The organism is Virgibacillus doumboii, assembly GCF_902806455.1.
Lineage (GTDB): Bacteria > Bacillota > Bacilli > Bacillales > Amphibacillaceae > Lentibacillus > Lentibacillus doumboii.
Window position 1 is genome coordinate 1,585,780 of record NZ_CADCWQ010000001.1, and the last position, 13,498, is coordinate 1,599,277.

The following is a 13,498-nucleotide window of genomic DNA, read 5'->3' on the forward strand; positions in this document are numbered from 1 at the left end:
CTTCTTTTAATTTAGGGAAGCTTGTTTTAAGCATAATAATCTTGTATTCTTAATTTAGAAAATTTGTTGCACAGACTAAAAAATTTTATCTTTGAAATGAGTTGATATTTTGCCTACCCCAAGTATGGAAGATTACATTGAACAAATATATAATTTAATTGAAACAAAAGGTTATGCCCGTGTTTCTGACATTGCAGAAGCATTAATGGTTCATCCATCATCAGTGACCAAAATGGTACAGAAACTGGATAGGGATGCGTACTTAAATTATGAAAAATACAGAGGATTTGTCCTGACCTCCAAAGGCAAAAAAATTGGAGAGCGATTAGTATTCCGTCATGAGCTTTTGGAAGATTTTCTTGAAATCATTGGTGTTGACAGTGACAAGATCTATAAAGATGTGGAAGGCATCGAACATCATCTCAGTTGGAATTCGATAGACCGTATCGGAGATTTGGTACAATATTTCAAGTCAGATAAAGAACGTATTGATGAATTGAGAAAAATTAAACAAGCCGGTGAAAAATAAATCAATCATTTAAAAGGAGTTCTAATTCTTTGATTTTTTTCTTACATATATAGAAAAGAATCACGAGGAGAGAACTCATGAAAATTGATGGAGTGTTTTCGGGTGGCGGCGCCAAAGCGTATGCACTTGTTGGTGCTCTTCGAAGTATAGAGGAGTATAATTTGTCGTTTGAAAGAGTTGCCGGAACGTCTGCCGGGGCAATAATGGCTGCTTTAATCGCAGCAAACTATCAAATGGATGAAATAGAGGAAATGATTCAGGAACTGGACGTGGAAAAACTGCTGGATCCGCCAAAATTGAGTACAATAATCCCATATACAAAATGGATTTTTTTATATTTCAAAATGGGATTATATAAAGGCGATAAACTGGAAAAATGGTTATATAAACACCTGGCTGAGAAAAATATTTATACTTTTAATGATTTGAAACAAGGATATTTGAAAGTGGTTGTGAGTGATATATCACTTGGAAAGCTTGTTGTTATACCGGACGATTTACATCGCATATACGGAATTGATCCAAACTATTTTCCCGTATCCAAAGCAATTCGAATGAGTGCAGGGTACCCGTATTTTTTTATACCAAAAAGACTTCCGGGAAAACAAAAACGAAAGAGCCTTATTGTTGACGGTGGATTATTAAGTAATTTTCCGTTGTGGATTTTTGAAAATGAAAATTATCGGAAGAAGCGGCCGGTTCTCGGAATTAAATTAAGTGGTTTCCCTAATCAGATTATTCCACGTAAAATAACCAATGCGCTTGATATGTTCCAGGCTTTGTTCTCAACAATGCTGCACGCACATGATGCACGGTATGTTTCAAAAACTTACAAGAATAACATAATTTTTATTCCTGTCGACGATATTGAGTCAACCGAGTTTGACCTTAGTGAGGAGACAAAAGAAAAACTAATTACTACGGGTAAAGAAAGAGCCGATAAGTTTCTGAAATACTGGCCCAAATAAAAAAACCAAGCTACTTAGAGAGAAGCTCGGTTTTTTCTTTTGGATTTATTTCCATCGATTACCCGCAAATGAGAAGCCCGCTTATTTAATTTCTTCTTCATCTGTAGCGGTTGAGTACGTTTGGCGGAACTGTTGGATGGGATGCTGGTATGATTTTTATATTTGGCTTTCGATTGTTTTACAGCTTGCTTATATTTCTTTGAATCATTTGAAGGGGCTCGTTTTCTGAGAAAAATAAAGTAAATTACCGCAAACACTGCTACACCAAAACCAAGCATCATCATTATGTTACCCAAAAATGAGGCTGTGTTTGTAAACAGCTGTGCAATAACTCCTATTACTGCCAGACCAATAATTGTATATACTACAACGGAAAACTTATTGCGAAGCATCTGAATGTCCTCCTTTCCTATTAACTTGTCCTTACTACTTTGTATACCACTATTTTCAGATTTTATATCATTGTTCCAGAAAAAATTAAAAGCTTTTCTTGCCTTAACTTCAATTCTTTCCGTTCCATTCCAAATTATTCACTATTATCACATTTATTATAATCAATTATTTAAAGTTAATTTTACTAGAAATTATGCAATATAACTACAAAAATAAACTAATTTAAATGAAATGATTGGTTTTAAATCATTTGGTAACACTAAAAATGGAGGTGTTTCGAATGGAAAAAGATACGCGACTGGAACAGGATAAACAGGAACAGCCAATATCTGTGGTTTCCAGATCTTTAATAACAGGTTTTATTGGGGGGATTATTTGGGGTTCTTTTGGAGTAGTACTGTATTTCTTTAATTTTTCTGAGGTAGCTCCAAAAAGTTATCTATTGCGTTCCTGGCTGACAGCAGACTGGATAGATAGCTGGCTGGGTAATATTGTTTCCATTTTAATGGTAGGAGTTCTTTCATTACTGACAGCGTTTATTTATTATATGTTATTTAAAAAAGTAAACTCACTCTGGATGGGAACAGGCTTTGGTGTTATTTTGTGGGTTATCATATTTTATATCCTGCAGCCGATTTTTCCGAACATCCCCTATCTGATGGAACTGGACAGATATACAATTGTATCCACGTTATGTTTATATATTTTATACGGGACTTTTATTGGATATTCCATTTCTTATGATTATAATGACACCATACGAAAATCAGAAGAAAAAAAGGAGGATCAGGGTTGATTGATAGTCACCATTATTCAAACGTTTTTGTTTATGGTAAACTATAACAGTCCGTAATTATATAAAATATAAAGGAATGAAAGAGGCAGATGAATCGGCTTTTATTAGTAAATGGTCCCAATATTAATATGCTGGGGAAACGGGAAAAAGAAATTTATGGGGAGTTCACTCTGAACGATCTTGAACAGGATGTATCAGACTTGGTACAGGAGTATGGGTTTAAGCTTGATTGTTTTCAATCCAATCATGAAGGGGAATTGATAGATCGACTGCACCAGGCCAGTGGTAAATATGCCGGGATTATCTTCAATCCTGCTGCATACACCCATACCAGTATTGCATTACGTGATGCCATCGCAGCAATAGAGACCCCGGTTATTGAGGTTCATATTTCAAATGTACATAACCGTGAGACCTTTCGCCGCGAGTCGATGCTTGCTCCAGTTTGTCATGGACAAATAGTCGGCCTGGGAATGAAGGGCTATCGGCTGGCGGCGCTTGCATTCTTGGATAATAAATAGAAAGGATTGATCTGATGGAGAAATTGAAGAAACTACGTAAAAGCTTAGGGGAAAATGAACTGGACGCAATTTTAATCACCAGTTCAATAAACAGAAGGTACATTACCGGTTTCACTGGTACTGCTGGTGCTGTAATCGTTACCCGCAACGATGCGCGGTTTATTACAGATTTTCGTTACATAGAACAAGCGAACGAACAAGCAACTGGCTTTACGGTTGTTGAACATAAGCAAGCAATACATCAGGAAATTGCTGATCAGTTAAAGCAGTTAAATGTAAAACGTCTTGGTTTTGAAAAAGATCATGTGACATTTTCTGCGTATGAAACATACAAAAATGCATTTGATGTTGACTTGGTACCGGTCAGTGGAGTTGTTGAAGAACTTCGTTTAATTAAATCTGAAGAAGAACTGACTATTTTAATACAAGCAGCCAAAATTGCTGATGATGCGTTTGAACATATTAAAGGCTTCATTAAGCCGGGGGTTAAAGAAATAGATGTTTCAAATGAACTTGAGTTTTTTATGCGTAAACAAGGAGCAACATCATCCAGCTTTGACATTATTGTCGCTTCAGGCTACCGTGCAGCACTGCCACATGGAGTTGCTTCCGATAAAAAAATAGAATCCGGGGAGCTTGTAACCATGGACTATGGTGCACTGTTTAATGGTTACTGCTCAGATACCACAAGAACTGTAGCGGTTGGGGATATAAATGATGAATTAAAGACCATTTACAACACTGTTCTTGAAGCACAATTACGAGGTGTCGATGGAGTGAAGCCAGGAATGTCCGGTATCGAAGCGGATGCACTTACCAGAGATTATATAAAAGAAAAGGGATATGGAGATTATTTTGGCCACTCAACAGGGCACGGTCTCGGAATGGAAGTTCATGAGGGACCAGGATTGTCGTTTAGATCGGATAAAAAACTGGAACCGGGTATGGTAGTCACCGTTGAACCTGGTATTTATGTTCCGAATGTCGGCGGTTGCAGAATTGAAGATGATATCGTTATAACGGAAACGGGAAATGAACGACTGACAAAGGCTTCAAAAGAATTGATCCAACTATAGGCAAGAGGAGGATTTTGAATGATTTCTGTAAATGATTTTAAAACTGGCTTAACAATTGAAGTTGATAATGAAATATGGCAGGTTATGGAATTTCAGCATGTGAAACCGGGCAAAGGTGCTGCATTTGTGCGGTCAAAATTACGCAATTTGAGAAATGGTAATATCCAGGAAAAAACTTTTCGTGGCGGGGAAAAAGTAAATAAAGCACACATTGAAAACAGAAAGATGCAATATCTGTATGCTTCAGGTGACAGCCATGCGTTTATGGATACGCAAACTTACGATCAGCTGGAAATGCAAACTGATCAACTTAAAGATAAATTAAACTTTATGAAAGAGAGTATGGAGGTATCCATCCTAACTTACGAAGGCGAAATTATTGGGCTGGAATTGCCGAATAATGTTGAGTTAGCCGTAACAGAAACGGAACCGGGGATTAAGGGTGACACTGCCAGTGGCGGAACTAAGTCAGCTACATTGGAAACTGGTCATACAGTTCAGGTACCATTATTTATTAATCAGGGTGATGTATTGGTTATCAATACATCTGATGGCAAATACGTTTCAAGAGCATAAATTAAATACCGATTATATCTGCAAGAACGCGGATAACACAAAAAGGAACGGTCCAATATTGGGCCGTTCCTTTTTATATCGCCTCAGCTAGTCATAATTTGCCCTTAAAAACATACATTTACTAGAAAGATAAAAAAAGCGAGGACAAGTTATGGAAGAAATATTACGCCTGTTTCCTGAAATGATGAGACAAGCAGTAAACAGCAAGATGAGAAATCGTTGGAAGTCCTTACAGGAAATACGTATTCGTTTAAACCGTCCTATTGAACTTATTTTTGATGAACATACAGAATGGATTGAAACAGTTAGGCCCGGCAGGAAAGATAGTATTTTTGTGTTAAATCAATTAAGCGAATTTTCGCTTTACCGGATGGAAGATGAATTACGTGAAGGTTATGTCACGATTGAAGGCGGTCACCGTATAGGGCTGGCAGGTAAAGTAAATACACTGAATGGATCAGTTAAAGCAATCCAGTATATAGCTTTTTTTAATATACGAATCGCTAAGCAGAAGATAGGAGCAGCCAAACAGCTTATTCCTTATCTTTATAAAAATAATTATATGAATACACTGTTTGTCGGTCCCCCGCAAACAGGTAAGACAACCCTGATCCGTGATGTTTCCCGGTTAATTTCGAACGGCTGGGACAATATCCTTCCTCATAAGGTAGGCATTATTGATGAACGGTCTGAAATTGCCGGTTCGAAAAAAGGGATTCCACAGCATGATATTGGTCTCAGAACGGATATAATGGATGCCTGTCCAAAAGCAGAAGGAATGATGATGATGATCAGGTCCATGTCACCGGAAATACTTATCGTAGATGAAATAGGAAGCACAAATGATGTACAGGCATTGATGGAGGCTATAAATGCTGGTGTTACTGTTATTTGCAGTATTCATGGTAAATCGCTGGATGAATTAAAAAAGCGTCCATCATTACAGCCATTATTTCAATCAAACGTTTTTCAGCGGACTATTCTGCTGGCAAGGGGAATGACGCCAGGTTATATCCATCGTGTATATGATCAAAACGGGAAAAATCTTTTACAGAAATCGGGGAGTATAAATGCTGAAATGGATTGGAGCACTTCTTCTCATAGGTACAACAACATTGGCAGGGTTTGAAATTAGTCGAAGTTTAAATGCAAGACCAAAACAAATCAGGCAGTTAAAAAATGCCTTGCAAATATTAGAGGCAGAAATATTATATAGCCAATTACCGCTTCCAGATGCTTTTCAAACAATTGCAAAGCAAATTCCGCAACCGAGTAAATCATTTTTTCAATCATTAAGTGATTTTCTGCACAAAAATAGTACTGATTTATTCACGATATGGGATCACGAAGTTAACCAACTACTGAAAACTTCATCGCTGACCGGCAATGAAGGAGAAATTCTTAAACAATTTGGCAGAACGCTTGGTCAGCATGATTTTGACCAACAGCAAAAACATATCCACCTTACAATTAACCATTTGGACCGTGAGTTGGAAGAAGCCAGGGATAATCAATACAGATATGGCAAAATGGCAAAAAGTTTGGGGCTATTATGTGGATTGTTTGTTGTATTATTGCTCATTTAGACGGAAAGGAGTACAGCTATGGCTATTGACGCATCCATTTTATTTCAGATTGCGGGAATTGGAATCATTGTGGCTTTGATTCATACCATCTTGAAACAGATGGGCAAAGAAGATATGGCTCATTTCGCCACAGTTGTCGGGTTTGTAATTGTCATGGTGATTGTTGTTAATCAACTTTCAGATCTCTTTCAGCAGATAAAATCTGTATTCCTTTTCCAGGGGTAGTGATAGATGGATATCATACAAATTGTTGTTCTGGGAATTATCGCAAGCATTTTATATATCGTATTGAAAGACATAAATCCTTCTTTTGCATTTTTTCTGATTGTTATTACAGGTATTTTAATTTTTCTGGCAATCATCAAACAAATTGGCATTATCTTTCAACTAATAGAGTCATTGGGTAATAAAGCAAACATTGATGGTATGTATATGGAGACCATTCTAAAAATAATTGGAATAGCATATATTGTTGAACTTGGTGCAAATCTGACCAGGGATGCAGGTTTAAGTTCAGTAGCTTCCAAGATTGAATTAGCTGGAAAAATATTTATTATCCTTTTGGCTATTCCGATTATAACTGCTGTCATAGAAGCTATCTTAAGCTTTATACCATCAGCTTAGAAAAGGTGTCAATCTGAAAGGAGTATTTCTGCTGAATGGTACAAAAATCAATGCTGATTATCGCAGTTCTCGTCACCATAGCATTACTCTTTTTGGGACAAGCTACTGTCTCTGCTGAACCTAAACCAAAGGATATACAGGATAGTATGCTTAATGAGGTATCTCTGGATGGTGTGCAGAAGTATTGGCGGAACCTGGTTGATTCCTATGAGGGGTACCTTCCGGGTATTGAAAAGACAACTGTCTATGAATTTATCAAAGATAAAGGATCTTTTTCGATAAAAGGTACATTACAGGGTTTGGCAGAATTTTTATTGCATGAACTGATTTTAAACGGAAAACTGCTCGGACTTCTATTATTGCTTACATTGTTTTCAACTATACTTCAGACAATGCATACAGCTTTTGAACAAAGTACCGTCAGTAAAGTGGCTTATTATGTTGTATATATTGTATTAATATTTTTGGCGCTGAACAGCTTTTATTTGGCAGTATCCTATGCGAAAGACGCTATTGATACGATGAGCGGTTTCATGATTGCCCTGCTGCCGTTAATGTTGGGGATTATGGCTACGCTTGGCAATGTAATCACGGTTTCATTTTTTCATCCAATTGTGTTTTTTCTAATACACGCAAGTGGTGTACTGGTTTCCAAGTTTATTTTACCGTTACTGTTCCTGTCGGCTCTTCTGCTGATTGTCAGCACTTTAAATGAAAATTATAAAGTTACACACCTGGCAAATTTATTTAAATCGGTAGGAATGGGGACACTTGGCGTTTTTTTAACAGTTTTTCTGGGAGTGATGTCCGTACAAGGAGCTACCAGTGCAATTCAGGACGGAGTAGCGATGAAAACAACTAAATTTATTACTGGAAACTTTATTCCTGTCGTAGGAAGAACGTTTACCGATGCAGCGGATACAATTTTAAGTGCTTCCCTTTTGTTAAAGAATGCAGTCGGAATTGTAGGGGTTTTGATCGTTGTATTTGTGGCAGCTTTTCCGGCCATTAAAATATTTGTCATTGCGATAATTTATAAGCTGGCAGCTGCTGTCCTGCAGCCAATTGGTGACGGGCCGGTAATTACCACCCTAAATACGATCAGTAAATATATTGTGTATATTTTAGCCTGTTTACTGGCAGTTTCTTTAATGTTTTTCCTGGCAATTGTCATACTAGTCGCCGCAAGTAATATTACCATTCTCCTGCGTTAGGGGGTTGAACATGGAATTTGTTATCCAGTGGGTTACGCAAATTATAATCTTTTTGTTGCTGGCATCAGTTGTAGATTTATTGATCCCTGCAACTGCCATGAAAAAATACGTCAAGCTGGTAGTGGGTTTAATTTTAATTTTAATTTTTTTAAAACCAGTCTTTACTCTGTTTGATACGGATGTTCAACAGGCGCTGGAAACGTCTTTTTCACAGATAAATAATCAAAATTCGGAGAGTGAGCAAGTAGGAAATTTAATTAAAAAGCAAAAAAGTGAAATACAAGACTCTCAGAATGCATATATTTTAGAACAAACGGTTGTCCAATTAAAAGATTTGGCAAAGACACCGTTAAAGGAAAACTTCCAGGCAGAAATATCTGACATTAAATTTCTGTTTTCTTCTGAATCTGAACCATCATTCAAGAATCTGAAAGAAATCATAGTATTTTTGCAGGAATCGGAGACGGGGGTGGGATCAATTGATACTGTCGAGGATGTTGTAGTAAATACGGACAAACCTTTCCAGGATGAAAGTGAAATTGATAAAGAAGGGATTAAGCAATTATTACAGGATATTTGGGAGATAAACAATAAAAAATTAACTGTTAAATGGGAAGGAGGTTCACTTTGAAAAAACAAATAAAAAATTTATTCCAATCGAAAAAATCAGAAACAGACGGTAAACCATCCAAAAAAACAAGTTATATCATCGTCATTGGTCTGATTGGACTCTTGTTAATCATTTTAGGAAATGTATTCTCGTCATCATCAGAGTCGGATGGGAGTGACAGGCAGCTTTCAGATGTAACAAACACCACTAAACAAAAGCCAGCTGAAGAAACGTTTTCCAAGGACAAATCCTCGAGCACCTCAGATGTATCTGAAATTGAAAAAAGTTATGAAGAGGACCTTCGGGAAATGCTCAATAAAATTAATGGAGTATCTGAAGTGGAGGTAATGGTAAATCTTGAATCTACCAAAGTAAAAGTCTATGAAAAAAATCTGATTACAGGCCAGCAAACTACTGAGGAATCCGATAAGAATGGTGGGACACGGGAGATAGAAGACAGTACAAAAGAAACACAGGTAGTATTAGTGAATCAGGGAGATAAAGAAGTCCCATTACTAATTCAAACGAAAAAACCGGAAGTAAGGGGGGTATTCGTGGTAGCTAAGGGAGTAGATCATGCAACAGTAGAACAGCGGGTTATTGAAGCGACGTCCCGTGTGCTCGATGTTCCAACACATAGAGTTTCAGTAATGCCAAAAAATTAGGAGGATGTTATATGTTGAAAAAACAAACCGTATGGCTTTTAACAATGTTAAGTTTAATGATTGTGTTGAGTGTCTATTATATTACGTCACCGGACAGTGGAGATCTTGCTTATTTACCTGCAGGGGGTGACTCAGAAGAATCGGCTTCAGATGAATCAAAAGACTCCGATACTGCAAGTGATACGGATGCAGATGTAAAAGATGCTACAAATTTAGGACAGGACCAGTTGTTCACAATGCTTCGAATGGAAGTTCAGGATAAGCGAAGTGCTGCTAAAGACAGACTTGATGATGTAGTTGCCTCAAGCAGTGCAAGTATTGAAGAAAAAAATGAAGCAAGAAATAAGATACAACAGCTGGAAGAGATCTCTACAAAAGAGAGCATATTGGAAAAGTCAATTATGGCTTCAGCGGACTACAGTGATGTACTGGTTCGTCATAATGAAGATAAAGTCCATGTTAGTGTGAAAGTGGATCAGTTATCCAAAACGGAGACGGTTAACATCATGCAAATGGTGCGCGACGAGTTTGGTGATATAGATGTAAGCGTAGGATCTGAGCCAACTGAAAGCTAATATATCATATAAACCGGTCGAATTAATTCGTCCGGTTTTGTTTTGGATAAAGATAGTTTACCTAAAACACTTGCGGGGTTTCACTCTGCTATTTCTCTTTATCGGAAGCATTTTTTCAATAAGCAACATACCTTTATAAAGGTATGTTGCTCATTATTTCCCTTTAGACGAAAACTGCGAACTACTGAAAAAAAGTCGAGTGCAATAACACCGCTGCGGAAATACACTTCGCTTTATTCCAGCTGCGGTGGTCGGAGAGCATAACTAAAAGATACCTAATTATAGTTAGTTCGCAGTCTACGAAAAATACTAAAAAAGAGTTTCGTACTCTAAAATGAAGCAAATAGCAACCCTCTTTTAGAAAACAGCCATAGTATTATTCGCATTAAACAGTTATCATTGATATAATTATCAACATGAAACCGTTTTACAGTATAAGAAAATCCTAGCCATTTAAATAATTCAATATAGAATGGGTTGATGTTTTACTTATATATAGCGTAAAATATTATGAGGAGTTATTAGTACCTGTTATTAATTTGTTATAACAAAGGAGTGCCAGACATGTTAAAAGTACAGGAAATACGGGAATTAATAAAATTGGTAGACCAATCAACAATTGACGAATTCACTTATGAATCAAACGGGACAACTGTCACCATGAAAAAATCGGGTGAACAGCCAGTAGTTAAATCGGTTGAGAACCAGGAAGTTCCTAAAGAATCTCCAGTTGAGCCTGTGAAGGTTAAAGAACCTGAAGTCCAGGAAGTCAAGAAGGAAGAAACAGCACAAAGTGAGGAGCCAGCTGCAGAAAGCAATACAGATTATGATCATGAAATTGTTTCTCCAATGGTAGGAACGCTATATATTGCTCCTAATCCGGAAAGTGATCCATTTGTTAAAAATGGTTCCAAGGTAGAAAAAGATTCTGTTGTTTGTATTGTTGAAGCGATGAAACTATTTAATGAAATTGAAGCTGAAGTTTCAGGTGAAATCGTAGAAATATTAGTGGAAGATGGCGAATTGGTAGAATACGGTCAACCACTATTTAGAGTAAAGACTAAATAAGGGGATGTGGCGTGTGATTAATAAACTGTTAATTGCCAACAGGGGTGAAATAGCGGTCCGAATAATACGGGCATGTAAGGAAATGGATATCGAAACAGTGGCAGTTTATTCTGAAGCGGATAAAGATGCATTACATGTCCAGCTTGCTGATGAGGCATACTGTATTGGACCTACCCTGAGCAAAGATAGTTACTTGAATTTCACTAACATAATGAGTGTTGCAACATTAACTAAAGTCGATGCCATTCATCCCGGATACGGGTTTCTGGCAGAGAATGCTGATTTTGCAGAAATCTGCAAAGCATGTAATATTACATTTGTTGGACCTTCTGCAGAGTCCATTCAAAAGATGGGAATAAAAGATGTTGCAAGGGAAACGATGAAAGCGGCTAATGTACCGATTGTTCCCGGTTCAGAAGGTGTAATTCAAAATGAGGAAGAAGCAATTAAAATAGCTGAGGAAATTGGCTATCCCGTGATTATTAAAGCAACTGCCGGCGGTGGCGGAAAAGGAATACGTGTTGCCAGATCAGAAGAGGAGTTAATCAAAGGTATTCGGGTTACGCAGAAAGAAGCTGAAACGTCATTTGGAAATCCTGGTGTATACATAGAAAAGTATATCGAAGACTTCAGACATGTTGAAATTCAGGTGTTAGCCGATCAACATGGAAATGTAGTACACTTGGGGGAGAGGGATTGCTCGATTCAGCGAAGACTGCAAAAGTTAATTGAAGAATCCCCTTCTCCGGCATTAACCCCTGAAATTCGCGCTAAAATGGGTGAAGCATCGGTTAAAGCTGCGAAAGCAGTGGACTACGTAGGTGCGGGCACAATAGAGTATATTTTTGACCGTTCAAGCCAATCGTTTTATTTTATGGAGATGAATACAAGAATACAGGTAGAACACCCTGTAACGGAAATGGTAACGGGGGTTGACTTAATAAAAGAGCAAATTAAAGTAGCAAATAACGAAAAGCTTTCATTCAGGCAAGAGGATGTGGAATTGGACGGCTGGGCAATTGAATGCCGAATTAATGCTGAAAATCCTTTTAAAGATTTTATGCCTTCCCCTGGCAGCATAAACATGTATTTACCACCAGGCGGATTAGGTGTTCGAGTTGATTCCGCAGTATACCCCGGTTACAGCATTCCTCCATTTTATGATTCAATGATCGCAAAACTGATTGCGTATGGTCCAACGCGGGAAGCGGCTATTGACAGAATGAAACGGTCATTGGATGAATATGTTGTTGAAGGGGTATATACAACCATACCTTTCCATCGATTAATAATGGATCATGATGTTTTTGTAAAAGGTGATTTTAATACGAAATTCCTTGAAGAAAATCCGATTACTGAAAATGTGGATGTAAAGGAGTGAGAATATGAGTGAAAAAATAACGGAACAACCATTGTTGGATGTCAGTGATGATGAAAGTTTGGGAAAAGTTGAAATTGCACCAGAGGTTATTGAAGTAATGGCCGGAATAGCTGCCTCTGAGGTAGAGGGACTTTCTTCCATGCGCGGTAATTTTGCAACTGGTGTGGTTGAACGGTTTGGTAAAAAATCACACAGTAAAGGTGTAAAAGTGGAATTGACCGATAACGGAATATTGATTGATTTATTTGTTGTGTTAAATTTTGGTGTTTCTATTCCAAAGGTGGCACAACAACTTCAGGACAACATAAGGCAAACAATTAAAAATATGACTGCACTTGAAATTGCTGAAATTAATGTGCATGTAGTAGGTATCCAAATGGACGGAATGGAAGAAGAAAACGAATAAATATTCTAGGTCAAAAGAAGAAATTTCTTTTGACCTTCATTTATTTCTGGATTCTAGCTTTGGATACATAATCATGTTATTATTTGAAGGAGATATGGAATAAAAGGAGCTATGAAGAATGAAACGTCATTCAGCACGAGAAAAAGCATTTCAAATACTGTTTCAATTGGATATTAATGATAATGATCCCGAAAAAGCTATTGAGGATCACCTTGAAACAATGGAAATAGATACATTTTTATTGAGCCTTGTTCAAGGTGTAGCGGAACATAAAGAAGCAATTGACAATACAATTACTGACCATTTGGAAAATTGGTCTTTTAGCCGTATAGCTTCCGTTGAGAAAACAATTTTACGTATTGCTATTTATGAAATACGATATGTTCAGGATATACCGACCAGCGTTTCAATAAATGAAGCGGTTGAGTTAGCCAATACGTATGGCGATGAAAAAGCCGGAAAATTTGTAAATGGCGTTTTGTCCAAAATCATAGCCTAAAAGGGGATGTA

The 13,498-nt window shown here is 37.3% G+C and carries 19 protein-coding genes; 18 read left to right on the forward strand and 1 reads right to left on the reverse strand.

Annotation, left to right across the window (positions count from 1 at the left end; translation table 11 throughout):
• Positions 1–109: 109 nt before the first annotated feature.
• Complete coding sequence (gene mntR, locus G6R02_RS07625; RefSeq protein WP_164668636.1) at positions 110–529, forward strand: transcriptional regulator MntR; 420 nt, start codon at positions 110–112, stop codon at positions 527–529.
• A 77-nt stretch (positions 530–606) separates the two neighbouring features.
• On the forward strand, positions 607–1,497 hold the full coding sequence (locus G6R02_RS07630) for a patatin-like phospholipase family protein (RefSeq protein ID WP_164668637.1): 891 nt from the start codon (positions 607–609) through the stop codon (positions 1,495–1,497).
• 14 nt (positions 1,498–1,511) lie between these two features.
• Here G6R02_RS07630 and G6R02_RS07635 read toward each other — a convergent pair whose 3' ends face one another.
• Positions 1,512–1,889 (reverse strand): SA1362 family protein, encoded by a 378-nt coding sequence (locus G6R02_RS07635; protein WP_164668638.1) that lies wholly within the window; start codon positions 1,887–1,889, stop codon positions 1,512–1,514.
• A gap of 281 nt (positions 1,890–2,170) precedes the next feature.
• Here G6R02_RS07635 and G6R02_RS07640 point away from each other — a divergent pair, with 281 nt between their 5' ends.
• From G6R02_RS07640 to nusB, 16 genes are all read left to right on the forward strand, one after another.
• Complete coding sequence (locus G6R02_RS07640; RefSeq protein WP_164668639.1) at positions 2,171–2,686, forward strand: YqhR family membrane protein; 516 nt, start codon at positions 2,171–2,173, stop codon at positions 2,684–2,686.
• An 89-nt stretch (positions 2,687–2,775) separates the two neighbouring features.
• Positions 2,776–3,207, forward strand: a complete 432-nt coding sequence (gene aroQ, locus G6R02_RS07645) for a type II 3-dehydroquinate dehydratase (protein WP_164668640.1) — start codon at positions 2,776–2,778, stop codon at positions 3,205–3,207.
• A 14-nt stretch (positions 3,208–3,221) separates the two neighbouring features.
• Positions 3,222–4,283, forward strand: a complete 1,062-nt coding sequence (locus G6R02_RS07650; RefSeq protein ID WP_164668641.1) for a M24 family metallopeptidase — start codon at positions 3,222–3,224, stop codon at positions 4,281–4,283.
• An 18-nt stretch (positions 4,284–4,301) separates the two neighbouring features.
• Positions 4,302–4,859 (forward strand): elongation factor P, encoded by a 558-nt coding sequence (efp, locus tag G6R02_RS07655; protein ID WP_164668642.1) that lies wholly within the window; start codon positions 4,302–4,304, stop codon positions 4,857–4,859.
• Positions 4,860–5,010: 151 nt separating this feature from the next.
• On the forward strand, positions 5,011–5,988 hold the full coding sequence (gene spoIIIAA, locus G6R02_RS07660; RefSeq protein WP_164668643.1) for a stage III sporulation protein AA: 978 nt from the start codon (positions 5,011–5,013) through the stop codon (positions 5,986–5,988).
• Complete coding sequence (spoIIIAB, locus tag G6R02_RS07665) at positions 5,933–6,445, forward strand: stage III sporulation protein SpoIIIAB (RefSeq protein WP_164670340.1); 513 nt, start codon at positions 5,933–5,935, stop codon at positions 6,443–6,445. Before spoIIIAA ends, spoIIIAB begins: the two co-directional genes overlap by 56 nt.
• 18 nt (positions 6,446–6,463) lie before the next feature.
• On the forward strand, positions 6,464–6,670 hold the full coding sequence (gene spoIIIAC, locus G6R02_RS07670; RefSeq protein WP_164668644.1) for a stage III sporulation protein AC: 207 nt from the start codon (positions 6,464–6,466) through the stop codon (positions 6,668–6,670).
• A 6-nt stretch (positions 6,671–6,676) separates the two neighbouring features.
• Positions 6,677–7,069 (forward strand): stage III sporulation protein AD, encoded by a 393-nt coding sequence (gene spoIIIAD, locus G6R02_RS07675; protein WP_164668645.1) that lies wholly within the window; start codon positions 6,677–6,679, stop codon positions 7,067–7,069.
• 35 nt (positions 7,070–7,104) lie between these two features.
• The gene (gene spoIIIAE / locus G6R02_RS07680; RefSeq protein WP_164668646.1) at positions 7,105–8,283 is read left to right on the forward strand and encodes a stage III sporulation protein AE; all 1,179 of its coding nucleotides are present in this window, start codon (positions 7,105–7,107) and stop codon (positions 8,281–8,283) included.
• A 10-nt stretch (positions 8,284–8,293) separates the two neighbouring features.
• Positions 8,294–8,914, forward strand: a complete 621-nt coding sequence (gene spoIIIAF / locus G6R02_RS07685; protein WP_164668647.1) for a stage III sporulation protein AF — start codon at positions 8,294–8,296, stop codon at positions 8,912–8,914.
• Positions 8,911–9,558 carry a stage III sporulation protein AG gene (gene spoIIIAG / locus G6R02_RS07690; protein ID WP_246202529.1) on the forward strand — a complete coding sequence of 216 codons (648 nt, stop codon included), beginning with the start codon at positions 8,911–8,913 and terminating at the stop codon, positions 9,556–9,558. The genes spoIIIAF and spoIIIAG overlap by 4 nt, the downstream gene beginning before the upstream one ends.
• An 11-nt stretch (positions 9,559–9,569) precedes the next feature.
• Entirely contained in the window at positions 9,570–10,133 is a 564-nt protein-coding gene (locus tag G6R02_RS07695) for a SpoIIIAH-like family protein (protein ID WP_164668648.1), read from the forward strand.
• 564 nt (positions 10,134–10,697) lie between these two features.
• Positions 10,698–11,201: an acetyl-CoA carboxylase biotin carboxyl carrier protein gene (accB, locus tag G6R02_RS07700; RefSeq protein WP_164668649.1), complete on the forward strand. Its 504-nt coding sequence runs from the start codon at positions 10,698–10,700 to the stop codon at positions 11,199–11,201.
• A gap of 13 nt (positions 11,202–11,214) precedes the next feature.
• Positions 11,215–12,582, forward strand: a complete 1,368-nt coding sequence (accC, locus tag G6R02_RS07705) for an acetyl-CoA carboxylase biotin carboxylase subunit (protein ID WP_164668650.1) — start codon at positions 11,215–11,217, stop codon at positions 12,580–12,582.
• A gap of 4 nt (positions 12,583–12,586) precedes the next feature.
• On the forward strand, positions 12,587–12,988 hold the full coding sequence (locus tag G6R02_RS07710) for an Asp23/Gls24 family envelope stress response protein (RefSeq protein ID WP_164668651.1): 402 nt from the start codon (positions 12,587–12,589) through the stop codon (positions 12,986–12,988).
• 118 nt (positions 12,989–13,106) lie between these two features.
• A complete protein-coding gene (gene nusB, locus G6R02_RS07715) occupies positions 13,107–13,487 on the forward strand; it encodes a transcription antitermination factor NusB (RefSeq protein ID WP_164668652.1) in 381 nt (126 codons plus the stop codon).
• Positions 13,488–13,498 lie beyond the last annotated feature (11 nt).

What these genes read in the sequence shown, in the direction of transcription:
- G6R02_RS07630 (WP_164668637.1), top strand. Translation starts at nt 607, where the DNA reads ATGAAAATTGATGGAGTGTTTTCGGGTGGCGGCGCCAAAGCGTATGCA.
- G6R02_RS07635 (WP_164668638.1), bottom strand. Translation starts at nt 1,889, where the DNA reads ATGCTTCGCAATAAGTTTTCCGTTGTAGTATATACAATTATTGGTCTG.
- G6R02_RS07640 (WP_164668639.1), top strand. Translation starts at nt 2,171, where the DNA reads ATGGAAAAAGATACGCGACTGGAACAGGATAAACAGGAACAGCCAATA.
- aroQ (WP_164668640.1), top strand. Translation starts at nt 2,776, where the DNA reads ATGAATCGGCTTTTATTAGTAAATGGTCCCAATATTAATATGCTGGGG.
- G6R02_RS07650 (WP_164668641.1), top strand. Translation starts at nt 3,222, where the DNA reads ATGGAGAAATTGAAGAAACTACGTAAAAGCTTAGGGGAAAATGAACTG.
- efp (WP_164668642.1), top strand. Translation starts at nt 4,302, where the DNA reads ATGATTTCTGTAAATGATTTTAAAACTGGCTTAACAATTGAAGTTGAT.
- spoIIIAA (WP_164668643.1), top strand. Translation starts at nt 5,011, where the DNA reads ATGGAAGAAATATTACGCCTGTTTCCTGAAATGATGAGACAAGCAGTA.
- spoIIIAC (WP_164668644.1), top strand. Translation starts at nt 6,464, where the DNA reads ATGGCTATTGACGCATCCATTTTATTTCAGATTGCGGGAATTGGAATC.
- spoIIIAD (WP_164668645.1), top strand. Translation starts at nt 6,677, where the DNA reads ATGGATATCATACAAATTGTTGTTCTGGGAATTATCGCAAGCATTTTA.
- spoIIIAE (WP_164668646.1), top strand. Translation starts at nt 7,105, where the DNA reads ATGGTACAAAAATCAATGCTGATTATCGCAGTTCTCGTCACCATAGCA.
- spoIIIAF (WP_164668647.1), top strand. Translation starts at nt 8,294, where the DNA reads ATGGAATTTGTTATCCAGTGGGTTACGCAAATTATAATCTTTTTGTTG.
- G6R02_RS07695 (WP_164668648.1), top strand. Translation starts at nt 9,570, where the DNA reads ATGTTGAAAAAACAAACCGTATGGCTTTTAACAATGTTAAGTTTAATG.
- accB (WP_164668649.1), top strand. Translation starts at nt 10,698, where the DNA reads ATGTTAAAAGTACAGGAAATACGGGAATTAATAAAATTGGTAGACCAA.
- G6R02_RS07710 (WP_164668651.1), top strand. Translation starts at nt 12,587, where the DNA reads ATGAGTGAAAAAATAACGGAACAACCATTGTTGGATGTCAGTGATGAT.
- nusB (WP_164668652.1), top strand. Translation starts at nt 13,107, where the DNA reads ATGAAACGTCATTCAGCACGAGAAAAAGCATTTCAAATACTGTTTCAA.